The sequence below is a fragment of the Leptolyngbya sp. FACHB-1624 genome, assembly GCF_047649235.1.
GTDB classification, from domain to species: domain Bacteria; phylum Cyanobacteriota; class Cyanobacteriia; order Leptolyngbyales; family Leptolyngbyaceae; genus Leptolyngbya; species Leptolyngbya boryana.
The window spans coordinates 5,828,540-5,845,406 of record NZ_CP180258.1 but is presented as its reverse complement, the minus strand read 5'-3'; the positions used below and the strand labels follow the sequence as shown (position 1 = coordinate 5,845,406).

21 protein-coding genes are annotated in these 16,867 nt (G+C 46.7%); 9 read left to right on the top strand and 12 right to left on the bottom strand.

Going from position 1 to position 16,867, the window contains the following annotated elements:
* Positions 1–87: 87 nt before the first annotated feature.
* Both sigC and ACMUEV_RS27880 read left to right on the top strand, forming a co-directional pair.
* Positions 88–1,332 (top strand): RNA polymerase sigma factor SigC, encoded by a 1,245-nt coding sequence (sigC, locus tag ACMUEV_RS27885; protein WP_017285906.1) that lies wholly within the window; start codon positions 88–90, stop codon positions 1,330–1,332.
* A gap of 233 nt (positions 1,333–1,565) precedes the next feature.
* Positions 1,566–2,027 carry a Fur family transcriptional regulator gene (locus tag ACMUEV_RS27880; RefSeq protein WP_017285907.1) on the top strand — a complete coding sequence of 154 codons (462 nt, stop codon included), beginning with the start codon at positions 1,566–1,568 and terminating at the stop codon, positions 2,025–2,027.
* A 15-nt stretch (positions 2,028–2,042) separates the two neighbouring features.
* On the opposite strand, the gene ACMUEV_RS27875 is transcribed toward ACMUEV_RS27880, so the two are convergent.
* On the bottom strand, positions 2,043–3,104 hold the full coding sequence (locus ACMUEV_RS27875; protein WP_190651547.1) for a peptidoglycan-binding domain-containing protein: 1,062 nt from the start codon (positions 3,102–3,104) through the stop codon (positions 2,043–2,045).
* Between the two features lie 215 nt (positions 3,105–3,319).
* Here ACMUEV_RS27875 and ACMUEV_RS27870 point away from each other — a divergent pair, with 215 nt between their 5' ends.
* The 4 genes from ACMUEV_RS27870 (at position 3,320) to ACMUEV_RS27855 (ending at position 6,843) form a co-directional block, all read left to right on the top strand.
* Complete coding sequence (locus tag ACMUEV_RS27870) at positions 3,320–4,672, top strand: APC family permease (protein ID WP_190651545.1); 1,353 nt, start codon at positions 3,320–3,322, stop codon at positions 4,670–4,672.
* A 20-nt stretch (positions 4,673–4,692) separates the two neighbouring features.
* Positions 4,693–5,304: an SAM-dependent methyltransferase gene (locus tag ACMUEV_RS27865; RefSeq protein ID WP_190651543.1), complete on the top strand. Its 612-nt coding sequence runs from the start codon at positions 4,693–4,695 to the stop codon at positions 5,302–5,304.
* A 206-nt stretch (positions 5,305–5,510) separates the two neighbouring features.
* Positions 5,511–6,467 (top strand): DUF362 domain-containing protein, encoded by a 957-nt coding sequence (locus ACMUEV_RS27860; protein ID WP_190651541.1) that lies wholly within the window; start codon positions 5,511–5,513, stop codon positions 6,465–6,467.
* A 160-nt stretch (positions 6,468–6,627) separates the two neighbouring features.
* Complete coding sequence (locus ACMUEV_RS27855) at positions 6,628–6,843, top strand: hypothetical protein (RefSeq protein ID WP_017285912.1); 216 nt, start codon at positions 6,628–6,630, stop codon at positions 6,841–6,843.
* Here ACMUEV_RS27855 and ribD read toward each other — a convergent pair.
* Positions 6,835–7,923, bottom strand: a complete 1,089-nt coding sequence (gene ribD / locus ACMUEV_RS27850) for a bifunctional diaminohydroxyphosphoribosylaminopyrimidine deaminase/5-amino-6-(5-phosphoribosylamino)uracil reductase RibD (protein WP_190651539.1) — start codon at positions 7,921–7,923, stop codon at positions 6,835–6,837. The genes ACMUEV_RS27855 and ribD overlap by 9 nt on opposite strands.
* Positions 7,923–8,459 carry a hypothetical protein gene (locus ACMUEV_RS27845; protein ID WP_190651537.1) on the bottom strand — a complete coding sequence of 179 codons (537 nt, stop codon included), beginning with the start codon at positions 8,457–8,459 and terminating at the stop codon, positions 7,923–7,925. The genes ribD and ACMUEV_RS27845 overlap by 1 nt, the downstream gene beginning before the upstream one ends.
* A 243-nt stretch (positions 8,460–8,702) precedes the next feature.
* On the opposite strand from ACMUEV_RS27845, the gene ACMUEV_RS27840 reads away from it, so the two are divergent.
* Complete coding sequence (locus ACMUEV_RS27840; protein ID WP_017285915.1) at positions 8,703–8,945, top strand: hypothetical protein; 243 nt, start codon at positions 8,703–8,705, stop codon at positions 8,943–8,945.
* Between the two features lie 82 nt (positions 8,946–9,027).
* Entirely contained in the window at positions 9,028–9,837 is an 810-nt protein-coding gene (locus ACMUEV_RS27835) for a prepilin peptidase (RefSeq protein ID WP_190651535.1), read from the top strand.
* Positions 9,838–9,927: 90 nt separating this feature from the next.
* Here the strand turns inward: ACMUEV_RS27835 and ACMUEV_RS27830 are convergent, their stop codons facing one another.
* The 5 genes from ACMUEV_RS27830 to ACMUEV_RS27810 all read right to left on the bottom strand — a co-directional run bounded on the left by ACMUEV_RS27830 (position 9,928) and on the right by ACMUEV_RS27810 (position 13,454).
* Positions 9,928–10,383, bottom strand: a complete 456-nt coding sequence (locus ACMUEV_RS27830) for an NUDIX domain-containing protein (protein ID WP_017285917.1) — start codon at positions 10,381–10,383, stop codon at positions 9,928–9,930.
* Positions 10,384–10,454: 71 nt separating this feature from the next.
* Positions 10,455–10,913 carry a thioredoxin-dependent thiol peroxidase gene (bcp, locus tag ACMUEV_RS27825; protein ID WP_017285918.1) on the bottom strand — a complete coding sequence of 153 codons (459 nt, stop codon included), beginning with the start codon at positions 10,911–10,913 and terminating at the stop codon, positions 10,455–10,457.
* Between the two features lie 5 nt (positions 10,914–10,918).
* The gene (gene argH / locus ACMUEV_RS27820) at positions 10,919–12,325 is read right to left on the bottom strand and encodes an argininosuccinate lyase (protein WP_190651532.1); all 1,407 of its coding nucleotides are present in this window, start codon (positions 12,323–12,325) and stop codon (positions 10,919–10,921) included.
* A gap of 102 nt (positions 12,326–12,427) precedes the next feature.
* Positions 12,428–12,667 carry a hypothetical protein gene (locus tag ACMUEV_RS27815; protein ID WP_017285920.1) on the bottom strand — a complete coding sequence of 80 codons (240 nt, stop codon included), beginning with the start codon at positions 12,665–12,667 and terminating at the stop codon, positions 12,428–12,430.
* A 76-nt stretch (positions 12,668–12,743) separates the two neighbouring features.
* Positions 12,744–13,454: a response regulator gene (locus ACMUEV_RS27810; protein ID WP_017285921.1), complete on the bottom strand. Its 711-nt coding sequence runs from the start codon at positions 13,452–13,454 to the stop codon at positions 12,744–12,746.
* A gap of 267 nt (positions 13,455–13,721) precedes the next feature.
* On the opposite strand from ACMUEV_RS27810, the gene ACMUEV_RS27805 reads away from it, so the two are divergent.
* Positions 13,722–15,203 (top strand): dolichyl-phosphate-mannose--protein mannosyltransferase, encoded by a 1,482-nt coding sequence (locus tag ACMUEV_RS27805; RefSeq protein ID WP_190651530.1) that lies wholly within the window; start codon positions 13,722–13,724, stop codon positions 15,201–15,203.
* On the opposite strand, the gene ACMUEV_RS27800 is transcribed toward ACMUEV_RS27805, so the two are convergent.
* The 4 genes from ACMUEV_RS27800 to ACMUEV_RS27785 form a co-directional block, all read right to left on the bottom strand.
* On the bottom strand, positions 15,187–15,525 hold the full coding sequence (locus tag ACMUEV_RS27800) for a helix-turn-helix domain-containing protein (RefSeq protein ID WP_190651528.1): 339 nt from the start codon (positions 15,523–15,525) through the stop codon (positions 15,187–15,189). The two genes, ACMUEV_RS27805 and ACMUEV_RS27800, sit on opposite strands and share 17 nt — an antisense overlap.
* Positions 15,526–15,690: 165 nt before the next feature.
* Positions 15,691–16,065 (bottom strand): hypothetical protein, encoded by a 375-nt coding sequence (locus ACMUEV_RS27795; protein ID WP_190651526.1) that lies wholly within the window; start codon positions 16,063–16,065, stop codon positions 15,691–15,693.
* A gap of 88 nt (positions 16,066–16,153) precedes the next feature.
* Positions 16,154–16,423 carry a hypothetical protein gene (locus tag ACMUEV_RS27790; RefSeq protein ID WP_017285925.1) on the bottom strand — a complete coding sequence of 90 codons (270 nt, stop codon included), beginning with the start codon at positions 16,421–16,423 and terminating at the stop codon, positions 16,154–16,156.
* A 59-nt stretch (positions 16,424–16,482) separates the two neighbouring features.
* The gene (locus ACMUEV_RS27785; RefSeq protein WP_190651524.1) at positions 16,483–16,821 is read right to left on the bottom strand and encodes a hypothetical protein; all 339 of its coding nucleotides are present in this window, start codon (positions 16,819–16,821) and stop codon (positions 16,483–16,485) included.
* Positions 16,822–16,867 lie beyond the last annotated feature (46 nt).

Genomic DNA, 16,867 nt, shown 5'->3' with positions numbered 1-16,867 from the left:
CTTTAAACTCTGTTTCAGAGTCCCGAAGCACGGGAACACTAGCAAAGCAACCAACAGAACGATTTCCACATAGCGCACAAACGGAACATGATGCCAGCAACTTCTTTCTACGCTGATGCAGAGTTTGATCCCTCTACACTAGAGCAACCCTCAACCCTATCAGAAACCGAATTTGATCCCAATGCGGATCTCGCTGAACTTGAAGCGGAACTGGCAGGGCAAATGGAAATGCGCGCCGCTGGACGGAAAACCACTGACTTAGTGAGGCTCTACCTGCAAGAGATCGGCCGCTACCACTTACTTGGACGCGACGAGGAAGTGGCTGAGGCGCAAAAAGTTCAACGCTACATGAAGCTATTAGAACAGCGCAATGATGCCGCTAACAAAGGCAATGATTCTATCCGTCAATTTGTAGACCTAATGGATGCCCGCGATCGCTTGGTGTCCACACTGACCCACCGCCCGTCTCTCGAACGCTGGGCTGCCGAAGCAAATATCGAGGTCGCTAACCTCAAACCTCTCTTGGCAGAAGGCAAACAACATTGGGCACAAGTTGTGAAACTCAGCGTTGCCGAACTCGAGCAAATTCAAAGTCAAGGACTCACTGCGAAGACTCGCATGATCAATGCGAACCTGCGGTTAGTCGTCTCCGTTGCCAAGAAATATCAAAATCGCGGTTTAGAACTCCTAGATTTGATCCAAGAGGGCACACTCGGCTTAGAACGAGCCGTTGAGAAGTTTGATCCAACCAAAGGCTACCGATTCAGCACCTATGCGTATTGGTGGATTCGGCAAGGCATCACGCGCGCGATCGCCACTCAAAGCCGGACAATCCGCCTGCCCGTCCACATTACGGAAAAGCTGAATAAGATCAAAAAAGCTCAGCGCAAAATCTCTCAAGAAAAGGGGCGAACTGCCACGATCGAAGATATTGCAACAGAGCTAGAAATGACACCGCCTCAAGTTCGGGAAGTGTTGTTGCGAGTTCCGCGGTCTGTATCGCTAGAAACCAAAGTGGGCAAAGAGCGAGACACCGAACTCGGCGACTTGCTGGAAACAGAAGAAGTCACGCCTGAAGAGACGTTGATGCGGGAGTCACTGCGCCGAGATTTGCTGCAATTGCTTGCCGATTTAACCACTCGTGAAAGAGATGTGATTCAAATGCGCTTTGGTCTAGGAAGCGATGGACATCCTTATTCTTTAGCAGAGATTGGACGCGCGCTCGAATTGTCTAGAGAGCGAGTGAGACAAATCGAAGCGAAGGCGCTGCAAAAACTTCGTCAACCGAAACGGCGCAATCGCGTTCGGGACTATCTCGAATCGCTGAGCTGAGGAATTGCCATCGGATTTATGTGCAGCGAAGCCGAAACTCGCTGTACGTAAATCCAATCAATGGGGACTTTCTCAAGGCAGATATAGCCATCGACTCCGCTTAGTCAAGCAAGGCAGGCGGGGTAATTTTTTGAAAAAGTTAATTGCAGATTATTTTCAATAAGGCGAACTTGTTGCAAATCGCCTATTATTTTTATATGCTATGATTCTCAAGAAAGGAGGCTTTGTTGACAATGCTAAACGCTCCTGTATATACCAGTGCCTCGCTAAAAGCGGAACTGAATGAAAAAGGATGGCGGCTCACTCCGCAACGTGAAACTATTCTGAATGTTTTTCAAAAGCTTCCTGAAGGTCAACACCTCAGTGCTGAAGATTTGTATCATGAGCTTCAGGAAAAGAATGAGGGAATTAGTTTATCGACGATCTATCGCACGCTGAAATTAATGTCGCGAATGGGAATCCTGCGCGAGCTTGAATTAGCAGAGGGTCACAAGCATTACGAGATTAACCAGCCTTTCCATCATCACCATCATTTGATTTGCGTACGCTGTAATAAAACGATCGAATTCAAAAGTGACCCGATCTTGAAAATCGGTACAAAAGCAGCCCAGAAAGAGGGATACCACATTCTAGACTGCCAGTTAACAATTCACGCCGTTTGTCCGACCTGTCAGCGATCTCTCTTACCGCTCTAAGTTATCGAAAAATCGTTATCGAAAAATCACACGAGCATCGGGAAATCCTTGCGATCTCAAATTTGCGGCAATTCTCTCTGCTGCTTCGGGTGTCGTGTAACGATTCACTTCAGCGTAGTCTCCTAATCGATCCTTGCGAGGAGTGGCACTAGGCGCAATGTTGAGTACCCGACTCCACTCTGTTGTTGTAGGGATCGGAACAATGACCACATAGCGACGAACATTCAGCGAGGCAGAAGATTCTGCACTTTGTCTGATTTGATTCAGCGTTCGTGCATCTGCCTCACCCGTCGTTGCAAGCAGGTTCCTCTGCTGAAAATCTAAGACGGCTGCTTCTGTACTTGCCCCAAAAATACCGTCTACTCGAACTGAATACCCTAATCGGTTGAGTTGTTGTTGGAGTTCGCTCACTCGGGTTCCCCTATCTCCACGCTGTAAGCCTGTTCCGGGTCTGTTCGTCGGGGAGGTAGGCACACTTCCTCGATCTAATGCTGCATAAACTGAAGCATCAGCCTCGCCTGTTTCAGGCAATCTGAAGTCTCTCTGAAGCTGAATCACAGCGCTCTGAGTAGCAGAGCCAAATACGCCATCGATCTCGCTGTAATAGTATCCGGCAGCTTGTAATTGCTGTTGTAACTGTTGTACACGTGACCCTTGATCGCCCACTCGTAATCGATCTCTGAACTGATTCTCAAAACCTGTATCGGGATTTACAGTCGTTCCAATCCCCAAAGCGTTATACGTTGATGCACCAACAATTCCATCGGCTTCAATTCCAAATTGTTGCTGGCATCGAATGACCGCTGTTTCGGTCTGATCGCCAAAGTATCCAGTTATGGAACCGTCATAGCAATTTAGCTCTTGTAAGCGATTCTGCAATTCGACCACTGCTTGCCCCGAACTTCCTTTTCTTAAAAGCTCCTGTGCCATTGCGATTTGAGTGAATCCAGCGATCGCGCATCCCATCAATACGCTCAAGATCCGAATGCCGATTTTTCCAGAGCGGGCTTGCGCGATTTGCGCGTAATCTGGAGACTTACTTTCGCCAGCTAGATGCCAGTATGCGACCATTTTCATAATTTCTTGAGCAACTTTCGTGAATGGGAGTAAAATGAAGAGTTTTCGCTTCTGAAACTATATTACCCATACCATAAAGCGATCGCTTTTCCTACAGATGTAGATTACGGAAAAGCCTTTGATTTCTATCGAAAGTTAGATCGCGTCCGTTCTCTCAGTACATTAAAATCCGGTGCTAAGGTTGCGATAGCAATCATTGTTAATTAGGTGTCGCTATGGGTTTACCCAACTCTTCTGGCTCGATTGCTTCTACTACCCAAATTGAGTCTGCTAGACCCAAGACTACATTAAATTTGTTTGATGCGATCGCGTTGATTGTTGGAATTGTGATTGGAGCAGGGATTTTTGAAACCCCTGCATTGGTTGCAGCGAATACTGGAACAAATTCGGCTGCTCTGTTGGCGTGGATTGCAGGAGGCGTTGTGTCTCTGATTGGAGCATTGTGCTATGCGGAGCTAGCAACGAATTATCCTCATGTGGGTGGTAATTACTACTACTTACAGCGAGCTTATGGAAACGCGATCGCGTTTCTGTTTGCTTGGGCAAGAATGACGATTGTGCAAACTGGCTCGATTGCTCTCCTTGCTTTTGTTTTTGGTGATTATGCCTCTGAGATTTTTTCGTTGGGTAACTTCTCGACTCCGATCTATGCCGCAGGCGCAATTGTTCTTTTTACTGTGATCAATCTAGCAGGATTGCGCTTGGGCAAGGGAGTACAGAATGCTTTAAGTGCGGCAAAAGTCGTTGGGCTGATCTTAGTTGTCATAATTGGACTCTTCACATCGCCGACTGCTGCACCTGTTGTAACCGAGTCAAAATCCTCACTCAGTTGGGGACTCGCAATGATTCTCGTCTTGCTGTCTTATGGAGGCTGGAATGAAGCCGCCTATATCTCTGCTGAGATTCAGAATCCTCGGCGAAATATTGTGCGATCGCTGCTTTGGAGTATTGGCATTATCACAGCGATCTATGTTGCAATTAATGCAGCTTATCTGCATGGACTCGGCATCAGTGCAATGGCAAACTCGCCTGCGGTAGCAGCAGAACTCATGCGACGAGCATTTGGACAACCTGGAGTTGTGTTTATTAGCGTCCTCGTTGCTATTTCAGCATTAGGAGCGATGAATGCAACGATTTTTACTGGAGCACGGACAAACTATGCTTTGGGACAAGATTTCTCAGTATTTCGGGCTTTAGGAACTTGGCGATCACAGCAGAATACTCCAACCACCGCTTTACTTGTACAAGGCGCAATCTCCTTGTTTTTGATTGGACTAGGAGTACTAACACGCAAGGGTTTTGAAGCAATGGTAGACTATACAGCTCCAGTGTTTTGGTTCTTTTTCTTGCTGGTTGGGATTTCCGTATTTATTTTGCGATCGCAGGAGCCACTTCAGGAAAATGGATTTCGCGTTCCGTTTTATCCCATCACGCCAATCTTGTTCTGTCTAATTTGTGGGTACTTGCTGTATTCGAGCTTGGTGTATGTGAAAACGGGTGCGATCGCAGGCGTAGTTGTTCTAGCATTGGGAATTCCAGTGCTATATCGGCAAAATCAACTTCGATAAAGCTCTAGGAGAACTGAGATATGACGATTAAGACTTTCATGATCACTATCAGTCTTGTCAGTTTGGCATTGACTGGATGTGCTCAAACTTCTACTCCAACTGCAACCTCTGAACCTTCCGCAGCACCGCAACAAGCTCAAGTCGAAGAGTCTCCGCAGCTTGATGTGCCTTACGTGCCTACTCCCACTGAAGTGGTTGATGCCATGCTCAAAGTTGCGAAAGTTGGGAAGAATGATGTGCTGTATGACCTGGGAAGTGGAGATGGTCGGATTCCTATTACCGCAGCAAAACGATTCGGAACTCGTGGATTTGGAGTAGATATCGATCCGCAACGGATTCAAGAAGCAAACGCAAATGCCCAAAAAGAAGGCGTGAGTGATCTGGTGAAGTTTGCTCAGCAAGATTTATTTAAAACAGATCTAAGCAAGGCGACTGTGATTTCGCTCTATCTTTTACCTCGGATCAATCTCGAATTGCGTCCTAAATTATTGCAGTTGAAACCAGGCACACGGATTGTGTCTCATGCTTTTGATATGGGCGATTGGAAACCTGATCAAGTCGTGAACGTTGGCGGAACAACGGTTTATTACTGGGTTGTACCTGAAGAGGTTCCAGCGAATCTGAAAAAATGACGGTTTGGTTTCAGCAGGTTTGCTGATTGATCGTTAGTCTAGCACTGCACTCTAGAATTGCCTTCTTGTCTGCATCCGTTTGCGCTTCCACAAGGTAACTCGACCTCACTCAGTCAGCACTCCCAAAAAATGTGAAAAATTCTGAGCGTGCTTTTGCAATAGGATTTTTCGATCGCGGTTAAAGTAATAAAAAACCTTCTAAGCGTATGAAACCAACCGTTAGTCTGCTGCGTGCTACCTCTTACGATTTAACAGAACTTCGGGCTGCACTCGAAGCATTGCTTGAACCTCTGGGCGGAATCAGCAGCATCGTCAAACCGGGCGATCGCGTTTTACTCAAACCCAATCTCCTGACGGGTGCCCGCCCCGGAAAAGAATGCGTGACGCGTCCTGAGATTGCCTACTGCGTTGCGAAAATGGTGCAGGAAGCAGGTGGAAAGCCATTCTTAGGAGATAGTCCCGCCTTTGGCAGCGCTCTAGGAGTCGCAAAGGCAAGTGGTTATCTCGAACTCACTGAGTCGCTCAATTTACCGATCGTTGAATTCAAAGGCAAACGGTATGAAACAGTTGGTGAAGAATTCAATCATTTATTGCTCTGTAAACAAGCGATCGAAGCGGATGTCGTGATCAATCTACCTAAAGTCAAATCGCACATGCAATTGACTGTCACAATGGGTGTGAAAAATTTATTCGGATGTGTTCCAGGCAAAATGAAAGCTTGGTGGCACATGGAAGCGGGGAAAGATCAATCTCGTTTTGGCACGATGTTAGTTGAGACAGCGCGAACAATCGATCCAGATTTAACGATCGTAGATGGCATCATCGGACACGAAGGCAATGGACCAAGCGGCGGTGAACCAAAAGATTTAGGCGTATTGGGAGCATCGCGTGATATATTTTCTCTTGACCGAGCGATCGTTGACATTCTACAAGTCGATCCCAACACTGTACCGACGATTGTAGCTAGCCAGCGATTAGGACTCTGTTCGGACATTGATGCAATTGACTTTCCACTGCTTCAACCCGTAGATCTACAGATTTCAGATTGGCAGCTTCCTGACAAAATGATGCCCATTGATTTTGGTGCGCCTCGCGTTCTGAAATCAACTTTCAAACATCTGTATATCCGCTTCATCAAAGAACCGATAGCAGCCTACCGCTAATGTGTGAAAGGATGAAGGAAAGTCACAATATTTCCGACTGTCCTGTCGATATACAGGCGCAGAATAATCTTTTAATAACTGTTATTTCAGCTTGTAATGTCTGGCTTTCAGGATAGGCAGATTCAGTATTGTGGAAACAGCAACCTCATCCTTTGTTCCTATGAACCCATCTTTGATTCGTCAACTCTGGGCGCTGGTAGAGACGACCCAAGCCACTCATCTGGTTAACCTAGATGATGCAAACTTGGTGCAGTCTCTTCTGCGCCAAGTGAATACGCAGCAACCCCTCAACTCAGAAGAGAATTCGCTGCTCTCGACTTATGTTTATTCTCGGCTCGCTTTGATTCGGGATTTAGCCTATGAACGCTTAGCCTAAATAGCCTTCGATTAGTAAATCTGATTCGATCGTGCTCCAGGTCACCCGCGTTAACGGAATCGCATCGGTCATCTGATTGAGTCCTAATTCTGCGATCGGCGTTGGTGCGTGCTCTCCACCAATAATTTTCGGCGCAACAAATGCCCATACTTTTTGCACACAACTTTGGCGAATTGCTTGCGCTGCTAGATTTCCACCACATTCCCAAAGCACAGTATTCATTCCGCGATCGTAGAGATTCTCCATCACCGCAGCAGGCGTAGTCGTCTCCAAATTCACAACTTCAACGCCTTGCTGGCTCAATTTTTCTTGAATGTCTGAATTGGCATTCAGCCCTGTAAATACGACAGTTCGAGCAATCTCAGTCTTCCAGAGATTCGCCAGTGTTGGTAAATCCAAATTGCGGCTCATGACGACCCGCAAGGGTTGCCACTCTGAAAGTCCATGCGTGGTTAATTCAGGATTATCTTTGCGAACTGTATTGCCACCAATGACGATCGCATCACACTGCGTCCGTAACTGGTGAACACGCCGCCGCGACATTTGCCCAGTCACCCAGCTACTATGACCCGATGTTGCCGCAATTTTTCCATCCAAGGTCATGGCATATTTGAGAATCCCAAACGGGCGACGATTTAAAATTCGATGCACAAAGGCTTCATTTAACGTCTGACATGCTTCTTCTTCAACACCAACCGTGACTTCAATCCCTGCATTCTCAAGCGTTGCAATTCCCTTGCCTGCAACTTGCGGATTCGGGTCAACCATGCCGACGACCACTCGCTTCAGTCCAGCTTTCACGACTGCTTGAGAACAAGGCGGAGTTCGACCAAAGTGATTACAGGGTTCTAGATTGACATAGAGAGTCGCGTTGCGCGATCGCGCACCCGCTTGCTGCAGCGCAAACACCTCAGCGTGAGGCTCTCCCGTTTTCGGATGAAACCCCTCGCCCACAATTTCACCATCTGACACAATCACACAGCCGACCATGGGATTTGGAGCCGTACGCCCAATTGCTCGCCTCGCCAACTCCAGACACCGCTGCATCATTGCCCGATCGAATTCGTCTGCTGTTGCCATCAATACAAACTACTAGAAGTTGAATAGTGGCTTAAGATTTCTTGTCCCCAGCGCACAAGCCGTTCGGAGCCTTCGATCATCAGCAAATACTGCCCACGATCGAGATGATGTCGATAAATACTCGCCGTCGTTCCTTCACCAAACAGCCCGAATAATGCGCCAATGACTGCGCCAAAAAATCCGCTGACGATCGATAAAGCTGGTACTAAAAATGGCGATTCTAATTCTGTCATCTGAATCAGATCGAACTGGGCAGCAAGAAACAAACCCAATCCAGAGATCGCGCCCAAGGTGCCCAAGATAATGCTGAGAAATCGAGCTTTGCGGATAGCAAGCTGCATCGGTTTAAGCAAACCGACATGTTCGGGATTGCTATAACCCGCGCCCACGATCGCGAGATGTTCGGGCGAAATACCGTGATAATGCAGCAAACGATAGGCTTGAAACACTGAGGCTTCGTCTGGGAAGACCATCACAGCGAGGAAAGTCTGACGACGAATGAATCCGCTTTTGCGGAGGAACCGAGTAACTGACACTGGAGTAGCTCAGGATTGGCAATGGTATCTCTGAATTCTAAACTGTTGTCATCGCTTTACTCACTAACCGTTAGGTGAATTTAATCTAATTTCAATGAACTTCGTGAGGAGAACATTACATTTGTGAAGATAGGGAGTAGAGAGGGGCAAGTAGGAAGATACTCAGGCTCAATAAACTAACTTTTTTTGCGCTCCAGTTGCAATTTTTGGCATAGTATACAGTCAATCTCTATGTGACTGAAGATGGATGTTTTGACGAAAGTTGATCAAGAAATGGATGTAGATGATTTTTCAACTTATCTGGATCCGACTCTCATTCAATCGGCGCGACTGATCTATGAAACTTATTTTTCGGTACATCCCGATATCGATCGACCATTAGGGGTCGCGATTAATCGGATTACACATCGCGGCAAAATTATTTTTTCGGGGAAACCGATTTTGCTGCCTCAAGAATGTTTTGTGCCGTTTGAATTGATTGAGTAAAAATACGAGAATTGAAGGGTTAGGGCGCTGAATTGAATTCGATCGAGTTAAATGAGAGTTGCCCTAATACTTGTCTCAAGTGATGGACATTCTCGCAGTTCCAGCTTTTCTGATTGTCTTTTTTATCGGTGCATCGATCGGTAGTTTTCTCAATGTGGTCATCTACCGTTTACCTGCTGGTTTATCTTTGATCTATCCGCCTTCGCGCTGTCCGCATTGTCTAACTCGCTTGAGAAAACGCGAGAACATTCCGGTGTTTGGATGGCTTAGACTAAAAGGAAAATGTGGACATTGTAAGAGTCCGATCTCCCCTCGCTACCCATTGATAGAAGCCACAACCGGGATGCTTTTTGTCCTAGTCTTTGCGGTTTTCAATCTTTCGCTGCAAACGCTGGGATTTTGGGCATTTATTAGTTGGCTCTTGGCGCTGTCGATGATCGACTTCGACACCATGCTGTTGCCCAATTCCTTGACGCAATCAGGATTAGTGTTGGGATTGGTGTTTCAAGCGATCGTTGGGTTCTCGATCGCAGGAATACCAGGAGCAATTCAGCATTTTATGACGGGAGTGATTGGAGCAATTGTCGGAATTTGGCTATTGGATGCGATCTCAATTGTGGCATCGATGATGCTGGGACAAACCGCAATGGGGGCAGGTGACTCAAAACTGATGGCAATGATAGGAGCTTGGTTAGGGTGGAAGCTGTTGTTATTGACGGGTTTCTTGGGTTGTTTGACTGGATCAATTGCTGGACTTTGGGCACTCTCGCTTGGAAAATTGGCGCGGCGGCAAGCGATGCCGTTTGGTCCATTTTTGGCTTTGGGAGCGGGGTTAAGTCTCTTTTGGGGAGAGCAATGGATATCAAGCTATTTGCAACTGTTTCAGATTTAACCTGGAACCGTTCGGATGCAAGCTTCGCGTGCGATCCAACTCATTTCCGCCAGGATTTGAAATCATTGAACTCAGTTTAAATTCCTTGCCTTAGGCGAGCGTAGTGCGTCCTGCAAAGTAATCTTGCAGTTGCTGACCATGGTCATGAGAAAGCTTTCCGGGCGGCAACTGCGAACAATGGAAAGCTTTCACATCCAAGACTTCATTGACATCTTTCGGCTTAAACTTGCCTGTTGCTTCGACCTCAACGACCACACAGATCGAATGCATTCTCGGATCGCGATCGGGAGCCGAATAAATTCCAACTAAGCGGCGAATTTTTGTCAGTTCTAACCCGGTTTCTTCAAATAATTCACGCCGAATCGCCGTTGGCAAATCTTCACCCCAATCGACAATCCCCCCCGGCAAGCCCCACAAGCCATTGTCGCGGCGACGAATCAACACAATGCGATCGTCTGGCAACACCGTAATAATGCTTGTGCCAGTCACAGGATGACGGAAAACCACCCCTAAAACAGTTTGAAAAAAGTGCCACAACCGACTCATAAACTTAGGGAACAGAATTTGTAGGGATGTCTGAGTAATACCCTGAGCACAAAGAAATCTAACGTTGTAGTTCAGGCTAAATCCGCGAGAACTTGAGCCGCATGAAACTCTGGCTTAACTTTGAGGTAGATTTTCTCGATCGTACCATCTGGACTAATCACAAATGTATTCCGGGTAATGCCTAAATACTCTTTACCCATAAATTTCTTTAGACCAAAACTATCGTAAGTCTCCGCAACTTTCCCGCCTTCATCACAAAGTAAGGGAAATGGAAGATTGTGCTTTTTAACAAACTTCGCATGCGATTTTGCATCGTCTGTACTCACCCCTAACACTACGAAGTCTTGAGCTTGATAATCGGCATAGGCATCCCGAAAGCCACAAGCTTCTTTGATACAGCCTGGTGTATTATCGCGAGGGTAGAAATATAAGATCACCCGTTTGCCGCGTAAATCCACTAGATTAACGAGATTTCCATCGGTATCAGGGAGTGAAAAATCAGGAGCGCGATCGCCCACTTTCAGCGCCATAGTTCTTACCCTAATCGTTGTTTTGCCGACGCGATCGCCCGTTCAACCTGCTCAAATCCGGTTCCCCCGAAACTATTTCGAGCCGCAACCACTTGAACAGGGGCAATTGCTTCGTAAATATCTTCTTCAAAGGCTGGATGCAATTCCTGCCATTCGGTGAGCGACAGATCTTTGAGCAATTTATTTTCTGCTAAACACGATCGCACGACTTTACCGACCAGATTATATGCCACTCGGAAAGGCACACCTTTTGCCGCTAAATAATCTGCCACGTCTGTCGCGTTAGAAAAGTCCTCAGATACGGCTTGATTTAGCCGCGTCGTCTTAAATTCCAATCCTTCACGGAACAGAATGGTCATCGCTTCTAGACATGCCCGGACTGTTTTCACGGAGTCAAACAAGGCTTCTTTGTCTTCTTGCAAATCCTTGTTGTACGCCAGCGGCAAGCCTTTCATCAGCACCAACATGCCTTGCAAATGTCCAAACACCCGTCCTGTTTTTCCGCGCACTAATTCTGGAACGTCGGGATTCTTCTTCTGGGGCATGATACTCGAACCCGTCGCACAGCTATCTTTCAGTGCCACAAAACTGAACTCTTGCGATGCCCAGAAAATCACTTCTTCTGATAGGCGGCTAAGATGCATCATGATTAAACTGGCAGCACAGAGAAATTCGATCGCAAAATCTCGATCGCTCACGCCATCTAAACTGTTTTCATACAATCCGCCAAATTCGAGTAACTCAGCAGCATAATGTCGATCGATCGGAAACGTTGTGCCTGCCAACGCACCAGAGCCTAAAGGCGATACATTCACTCGCTGGTAAATCTCTCCGAGCCGCGTCCAATCCCGCTGTGCCATCTCAAAGTACGCCAGCAAGTGATGCGCCAGACTAATCGGCTGAGCGCGCTGTAAGTGCGTATAGCCCGGAATCAGCGTTTTCACATGCTGCTGTGCCAAATCCAGCAAGACGGTTTGAAATTCTCGAAGCTGCTGCTGAATGTCTTGAATTTGGGCACGCAAGTAGAGCCGGGTATCGGTTCCGACTTGATCATTGCGCGATCGTGCCGTGTGCAACTTCTTGCCAACATCGCCCGTAATCTCGGTCAAGCGCCGCTCCACCGCAAAATGGACATCTTCCGCATCCACTCCGGGTTGAAATTGTCCGGCACGGTATTCTTGGCGGATCTGCTCTAATCCTGTGACAAGTTGCTCACCTTCCGCTTCAGAAATGATGCCGGTCTTTGCCAACATTTTCGCGTGAGCTTGCGATCCGGTGAGATCGTATTCAATTAATTCAATATCAAACCCGATACTGGCATTAAACTGCGCGATCGCAGGATGCAACGCAGATTCAAAGCGTTGACTCCAGGTTTGAGAGGGTTGAGAGGATTCAGAAGGCTGGGAACTCAAGAGAAATTTTTCTCGCTCGACTGCAAGTTTTAAGCCTACCCTAAACCGCGATCACATGAGGGATGAAGCCCAAATAAAATTTCTTCATCCCCACCCCATTGCTTAGCCAAACGAAGTAAAAGTTTTAGCCAGATAGCCAGCTACGATTCCAATCACGAACGCCCAGACTTGTCCGGTTCTGACGAAGTGATTCCAACTTTTGCTGACATCTCCGGTGATATCAGTCGGTTTGAATTCTTGAGCAAAAATGGTGACATCGATCGATTGCATGGTTTGGAACAGATCGCCGAGATGCGTCGTACTATTCAACCAAGTCGGTAAGTCTAAGATGAAGTGTGCCATGAGTATTTTCTGTACAGCGTGTTTCCTTTCAGCACAGTATTACCACATGGATTTCTAAGCAGAGTCCGAGAAAACGCTAGTTCAGTAAGGGCATGACTGATGTGGCAACGATCGCGGCTTGCGTACGATCCCGCAAATTCAGCCGTCCTAAAATACTCGCAACGTGGTTCTTAACTGTGCCTTCGGAAATGTCAAGAGTTCTTGCAATTTCTCGATTACTTGAGCCTTCTGCAATCAAACGCAAAACTTGACGCTCACGTGCGGTCAGCTTGGAAAATCCAGGCGGTAAATTGCTCGAAGACGTGCGGCGCTGAGACGGAACGAAAGGCAAAACATTTGTGGCAGGGGTTTCAATGGGCATCGTTTCTAATTCGATCGCTGGAGCCATTGCTTTCTGTAAAATCCCAGGACTCAGCTGAGTAAATCCCTTATGAGCCGTCCGCACCGCATTTGCCAATTCATCGGGGGACATGTCTTTCAGCAGGTAGCCGTGTGCTCCGACCTGTAAAGCATTGCGCACTGAAATTTCATCATCCGAAGCAGTCAAGACCAAAACCCGCGTGTCTGGACAACGTTCACAAATAGTCTGCGTCGCTGTAATTCCATCCATTCGAGGCATTTTCAAATCCATGAGCACAACATCGGGCAGGAGCGCCTCTGCCTGCTGCACTGCGTCATAGCCGTTATCCACATCCGCAATCACTTGTAGATCGGGTTCTTGATCTAGAAGCGCTTTCAGACCCTCTCGAATCAGGTTCTGATCGTCTGCCAGCAATACGCGAATCATGATAATCGGTTCCTCAACTCAATATTGATTTTCAGGCATAGGGCTTGGATATCCAAGAAATCACGCAGACTCTGAACCAAACCTGGCTGCGATCGCAGATGCTCCTTAGCAAATCAAAGATGTCATGCAAATCGTTCACGAAACTTCACCAAACGTATTTTTTATTATTTGATAGAAGAAATCAAGTCTTTTGTGACAGAAATTTACCAAATCCATTGAGAAATCAGTATGCTGAAAGACTAGAAAAATAGGCTCCAACAAACTGTGATGCGGAAGACTGAGCAACCGATCAAGCCGATTGCATGGTTTCGGCTAGGACTACTTGGAATATTTCTCGTTTCGTTGGGTCTCCGATTTTGGGGACTCGAGCGATTCAATACCCTAGTCTTTGATGAAGTTTACTATGCAAAGTTTGCAAATAACTACCTGACTGGCACAAATTTTTTTGATGGACATCCGCCTTTAAGTAAATATTTGATCGCGATCGGAATTTGGATTGGCAATCAAATCCCGATCGGTCGAGATACTGTTAATTCGCTCACGGGTTCCACACTGAGTACTTGGAGTTACCGCTGGCTAAATGCATTGACAGGCTCATTTATTCCACTGGTTATTGCCGCGATCGCATTCCAGCTGAGCCGCCGCCGAAGCTATGCTCTCGTCGCTGGAAGCCTTGCTGCGATGGACGGTCTATTCTTAGTTGAGTCTCGTTATGCCCTCAATAACGTCTATCTGGTGCTATTCGGATTATTAGGGCAATGGTGTTTGTTATTAAGTTTACGATCGTCCAAAAGATTGAATTTTTCTCTAGTATTATCCGGCGTATTTTTTGCAGCGTCTGCTTCAATCAAATGGAATGGTTTATGGTTCTTGGCAAGCATTTATTTATTGTGGGGAATTGGCTGGAGTTTTCGTGTGCTGAATTGGTTTCGTCAAAGCTCAAAAGGAAGTGAACAAATTCCGACCAATTCATTACCGACTTCGTCTCTATATCGCCTTACACAGATCAATTTGTTATATTTTTTACTCTGTTTCGCTGCAATTCCTGCACTTGTTTATTGGTTAATTTGGCTGCCTCATATTCACCTCAATCCAGAGTTTGATTTTCTCGAAGTTCAAAGACAAATTCTGATTTATCACCAAAGAGTTGGCAGCGGATCAAACATTCATCCTTACTGTTCAACCTGGTACAGTTGGATACCCATGCTCCGCCCTGTTGCGTATTTTTACCAGGTTGCCGAGTCTATCAACGCTCCGATCCCTAGTGGAAACTCGGCATTAGTACTTGAGCCAGGGCGGGTTGTTTACGATGTTCATGCCCTGGGGAATCCGTTTCTTTGGTGGTTTTCGTCGATCGCGATCGCATTTCTCGTTTGGATACTGCTCGAACACTGGAAGATCCTGCCGAGTTTGGCTATCCCCAATGCGCCCAGACTCAGTTTTTTGCCGCCTCAAGAGCTGTGGATTGTCTTATTTTTGCTGATTAGCTATGTAGCGAATCTATTACCCTGGGTTCCTGTATCGAGATGTGTGTTTTTGTATCACTATATGGGTTCATCGGTATATGCCGGGATGGGCTTGGCTTGGCTCGTCGATCGCTGGTTTAGAACCCGCGAATTTCGTGCGATCGGGATTGGTGTGATGGTAATTTGTGCCATCAGTTTTATCTTTTGGATGCCCATCTATCTCGGCTTACCGCTGACCCTAGATGAATACAAATTGCGGATGTGGTTCAGGTCTTGGGTTTAGTCAATCCTTCGATCTCTGACATCAGTTGAGCGATCGAGGATTTAATTTCTGAGATCTCACTACTCAGATGATCTAATCGCACTTCTACGGTCTTCAAATTGATTGGCATCTGCCACATCGAAAATTTTAAGGCTGCCAGAATTTTTTCCACCGTGGCGAAACTCGGCTCATATTGCGGATCGTTTAAAATCCGATTGATCTGCTGAGTGTAGCCTAATGCACTCCCACCATGCTCCTCAGCGATTTTGGCGGAAATCTGACGAATGCTCAGCCCTTGGGTTTTCATCAGTTCCCGAATTACCTCCACCACTCTTTCTTGCATAAAGCCCCACCTTCGATTACGCTATGCTTCTGAGAACTTGAATCAACTGAACGACCTTGCCGCACATGGTAAAGGTCTTTTTTTACGCTGATATATCGTACAGATGTTTCCATAGAAAAGCAGCAGAACGCTGCGTCGCTCTGCTGCCAACCGGGTTTCAATGTCTTACAAACCAACTAACTCACGCGCTTCCAAACCGCTCAACTGTTGCGCGATCGTCAATCGTGCTTCTAACTTGGCGACACTGAACTCGTTCCGCAACCGCTCGAGATGAGCAAACGCATTCGCCTTTTCGGTTGTGGCTCGGTTCAGCGCATCCACTGCCCGCTGATACTCGGAATTCACTTGTAGGACTTCAAACCGCCGAGCTTTGCGTTGGTTGTCATTTTTTAGCGCCGTCTCAAACGCCACCACCATATCGGCATTGCCTTCCAATCGAGCAATGTGATAGCGAACTTCTGCGATATTTTGCTCTAGCTCATTCACATGCTGAGACGCTTGAGCGATCGCACTGGGATATTGATCTAATCGAAGTTTCATGACTGACATCCTGAAAATAATGAAGTGGTCAGTAGCCATCGGGTCAGAATTTGACACCGACTACGAACAACAGACAGCCTTTCAAGCCTTAAGCGACGAGTTGAGGCACACGAGCCGTTAACTCAGACGGCAATTCGGTCAGAGTCGGGGGAATCAGTTGGGATTGAGGCGCAGCTTGCTCGAGTACCTGCACTTCAATCTTGACGGACACGAGATAAGAACCGGGTTGCTCGCCCACTGCCTGCGCGATCAGTTCTGCAAAACCAGGTCGATCGGCGGTAATTGGGTCACGTAACGAACAACGATCCCATTCATACTTGGCATTCGGATCAAGCTGAAGAATGTAATGCTTCGTCATGGAACAAGAACCTTGAATCACTTGTACTATTGTAGTGCAAAATCGCTACGATTTCAAGCTTAAGCGGCAAGAATTTTACGGCGGAGTTTGGGCAGTTGTTGCTGATCTTTGCGATCCCAATATGCCAAGCGTTTCGCAATCTCAATGTCGCCGACAAGCTTAATTTCAAACGTAAACTGAGTCAAAACTTGGCTTTTCTGCACCGAGAATCGATAACCAGAACTCGCAAGCGATTGAGCAAATTTTTGAGCTTGATTTAGCTTGTCAAAACCGAAATAACAACTACTCAGCGATCGCCGAAACGGAGCGCGCACTACTAAAACTCGACTCGAAAGATATTGTCCAACACGTCCATCTCGCAGCGAGAAAAATCGACCGATCGGGACAAAAGTATTCATAGAAAGGAAAGAATGTGTCGTTCTTCTATTGTAGTTAAATTCCACT

Bases quoted from the DNA above. Each gene is read 5' to 3' on its own strand.
- ACMUEV_RS27840 (WP_017285915.1), top strand. From the start codon at position 8,703: ATGGATGTTTTGACGAAAGTTGATCAAGAAATGGATGTAGATGATTTT.
- ACMUEV_RS27810 (WP_017285921.1), bottom strand. From the start codon at position 13,454: ATGATTCGCGTATTGCTGGCAGACGATCAGAACCTGATTCGAGAGGGT.
- ribD (WP_190651539.1), bottom strand. From the start codon at position 7,923: ATGGCAACAGCAGACGAATTCGATCGGGCAATGATGCAGCGGTGTCTG.
- ACMUEV_RS27875 (WP_190651547.1), bottom strand. From the start codon at position 3,104: ATGAAAATGGTCGCATACTGGCATCTAGCTGGCGAAAGTAAGTCTCCA.
- bcp (WP_017285918.1), bottom strand. From the start codon at position 10,913: ATGGCGCTGAAAGTGGGCGATCGCGCTCCTGATTTTTCACTCCCTGAT.
- ACMUEV_RS27835 (WP_190651535.1), top strand. From the start codon at position 9,028: ATGGACATTCTCGCAGTTCCAGCTTTTCTGATTGTCTTTTTTATCGGT.
- ACMUEV_RS27830 (WP_017285917.1), bottom strand. From the start codon at position 10,383: ATGAGTCGGTTGTGGCACTTTTTTCAAACTGTTTTAGGGGTGGTTTTC.
- ACMUEV_RS27855 (WP_017285912.1), top strand. From the start codon at position 6,628: ATGAACCCATCTTTGATTCGTCAACTCTGGGCGCTGGTAGAGACGACC.
- sigC (WP_017285906.1), top strand. From the start codon at position 88: ATGATGCCAGCAACTTCTTTCTACGCTGATGCAGAGTTTGATCCCTCT.
- ACMUEV_RS27870 (WP_190651545.1), top strand. From the start codon at position 3,320: ATGGGTTTACCCAACTCTTCTGGCTCGATTGCTTCTACTACCCAAATT.
- ACMUEV_RS27860 (WP_190651541.1), top strand. From the start codon at position 5,511: ATGAAACCAACCGTTAGTCTGCTGCGTGCTACCTCTTACGATTTAACA.
- ACMUEV_RS27880 (WP_017285907.1), top strand. From the start codon at position 1,566: ATGCTAAACGCTCCTGTATATACCAGTGCCTCGCTAAAAGCGGAACTG.
- ACMUEV_RS27800 (WP_190651528.1), bottom strand. From the start codon at position 15,525: ATGCAAGAAAGAGTGGTGGAGGTAATTCGGGAACTGATGAAAACCCAA.
- ACMUEV_RS27805 (WP_190651530.1), top strand. From the start codon at position 13,722: ATGCGGAAGACTGAGCAACCGATCAAGCCGATTGCATGGTTTCGGCTA.
- ACMUEV_RS27865 (WP_190651543.1), top strand. From the start codon at position 4,693: ATGACGATTAAGACTTTCATGATCACTATCAGTCTTGTCAGTTTGGCA.
- ACMUEV_RS27815 (WP_017285920.1), bottom strand. From the start codon at position 12,667: ATGGCACACTTCATCTTAGACTTACCGACTTGGTTGAATAGTACGACG.
- ACMUEV_RS27790 (WP_017285925.1), bottom strand. From the start codon at position 16,423: ATGACGAAGCATTACATTCTTCAGCTTGATCCGAATGCCAAGTATGAA.
- ACMUEV_RS27785 (WP_190651524.1), bottom strand. From the start codon at position 16,821: ATGAATACTTTTGTCCCGATCGGTCGATTTTTCTCGCTGCGAGATGGA.
- ACMUEV_RS27795 (WP_190651526.1), bottom strand. From the start codon at position 16,065: ATGAAACTTCGATTAGATCAATATCCCAGTGCGATCGCTCAAGCGTCT.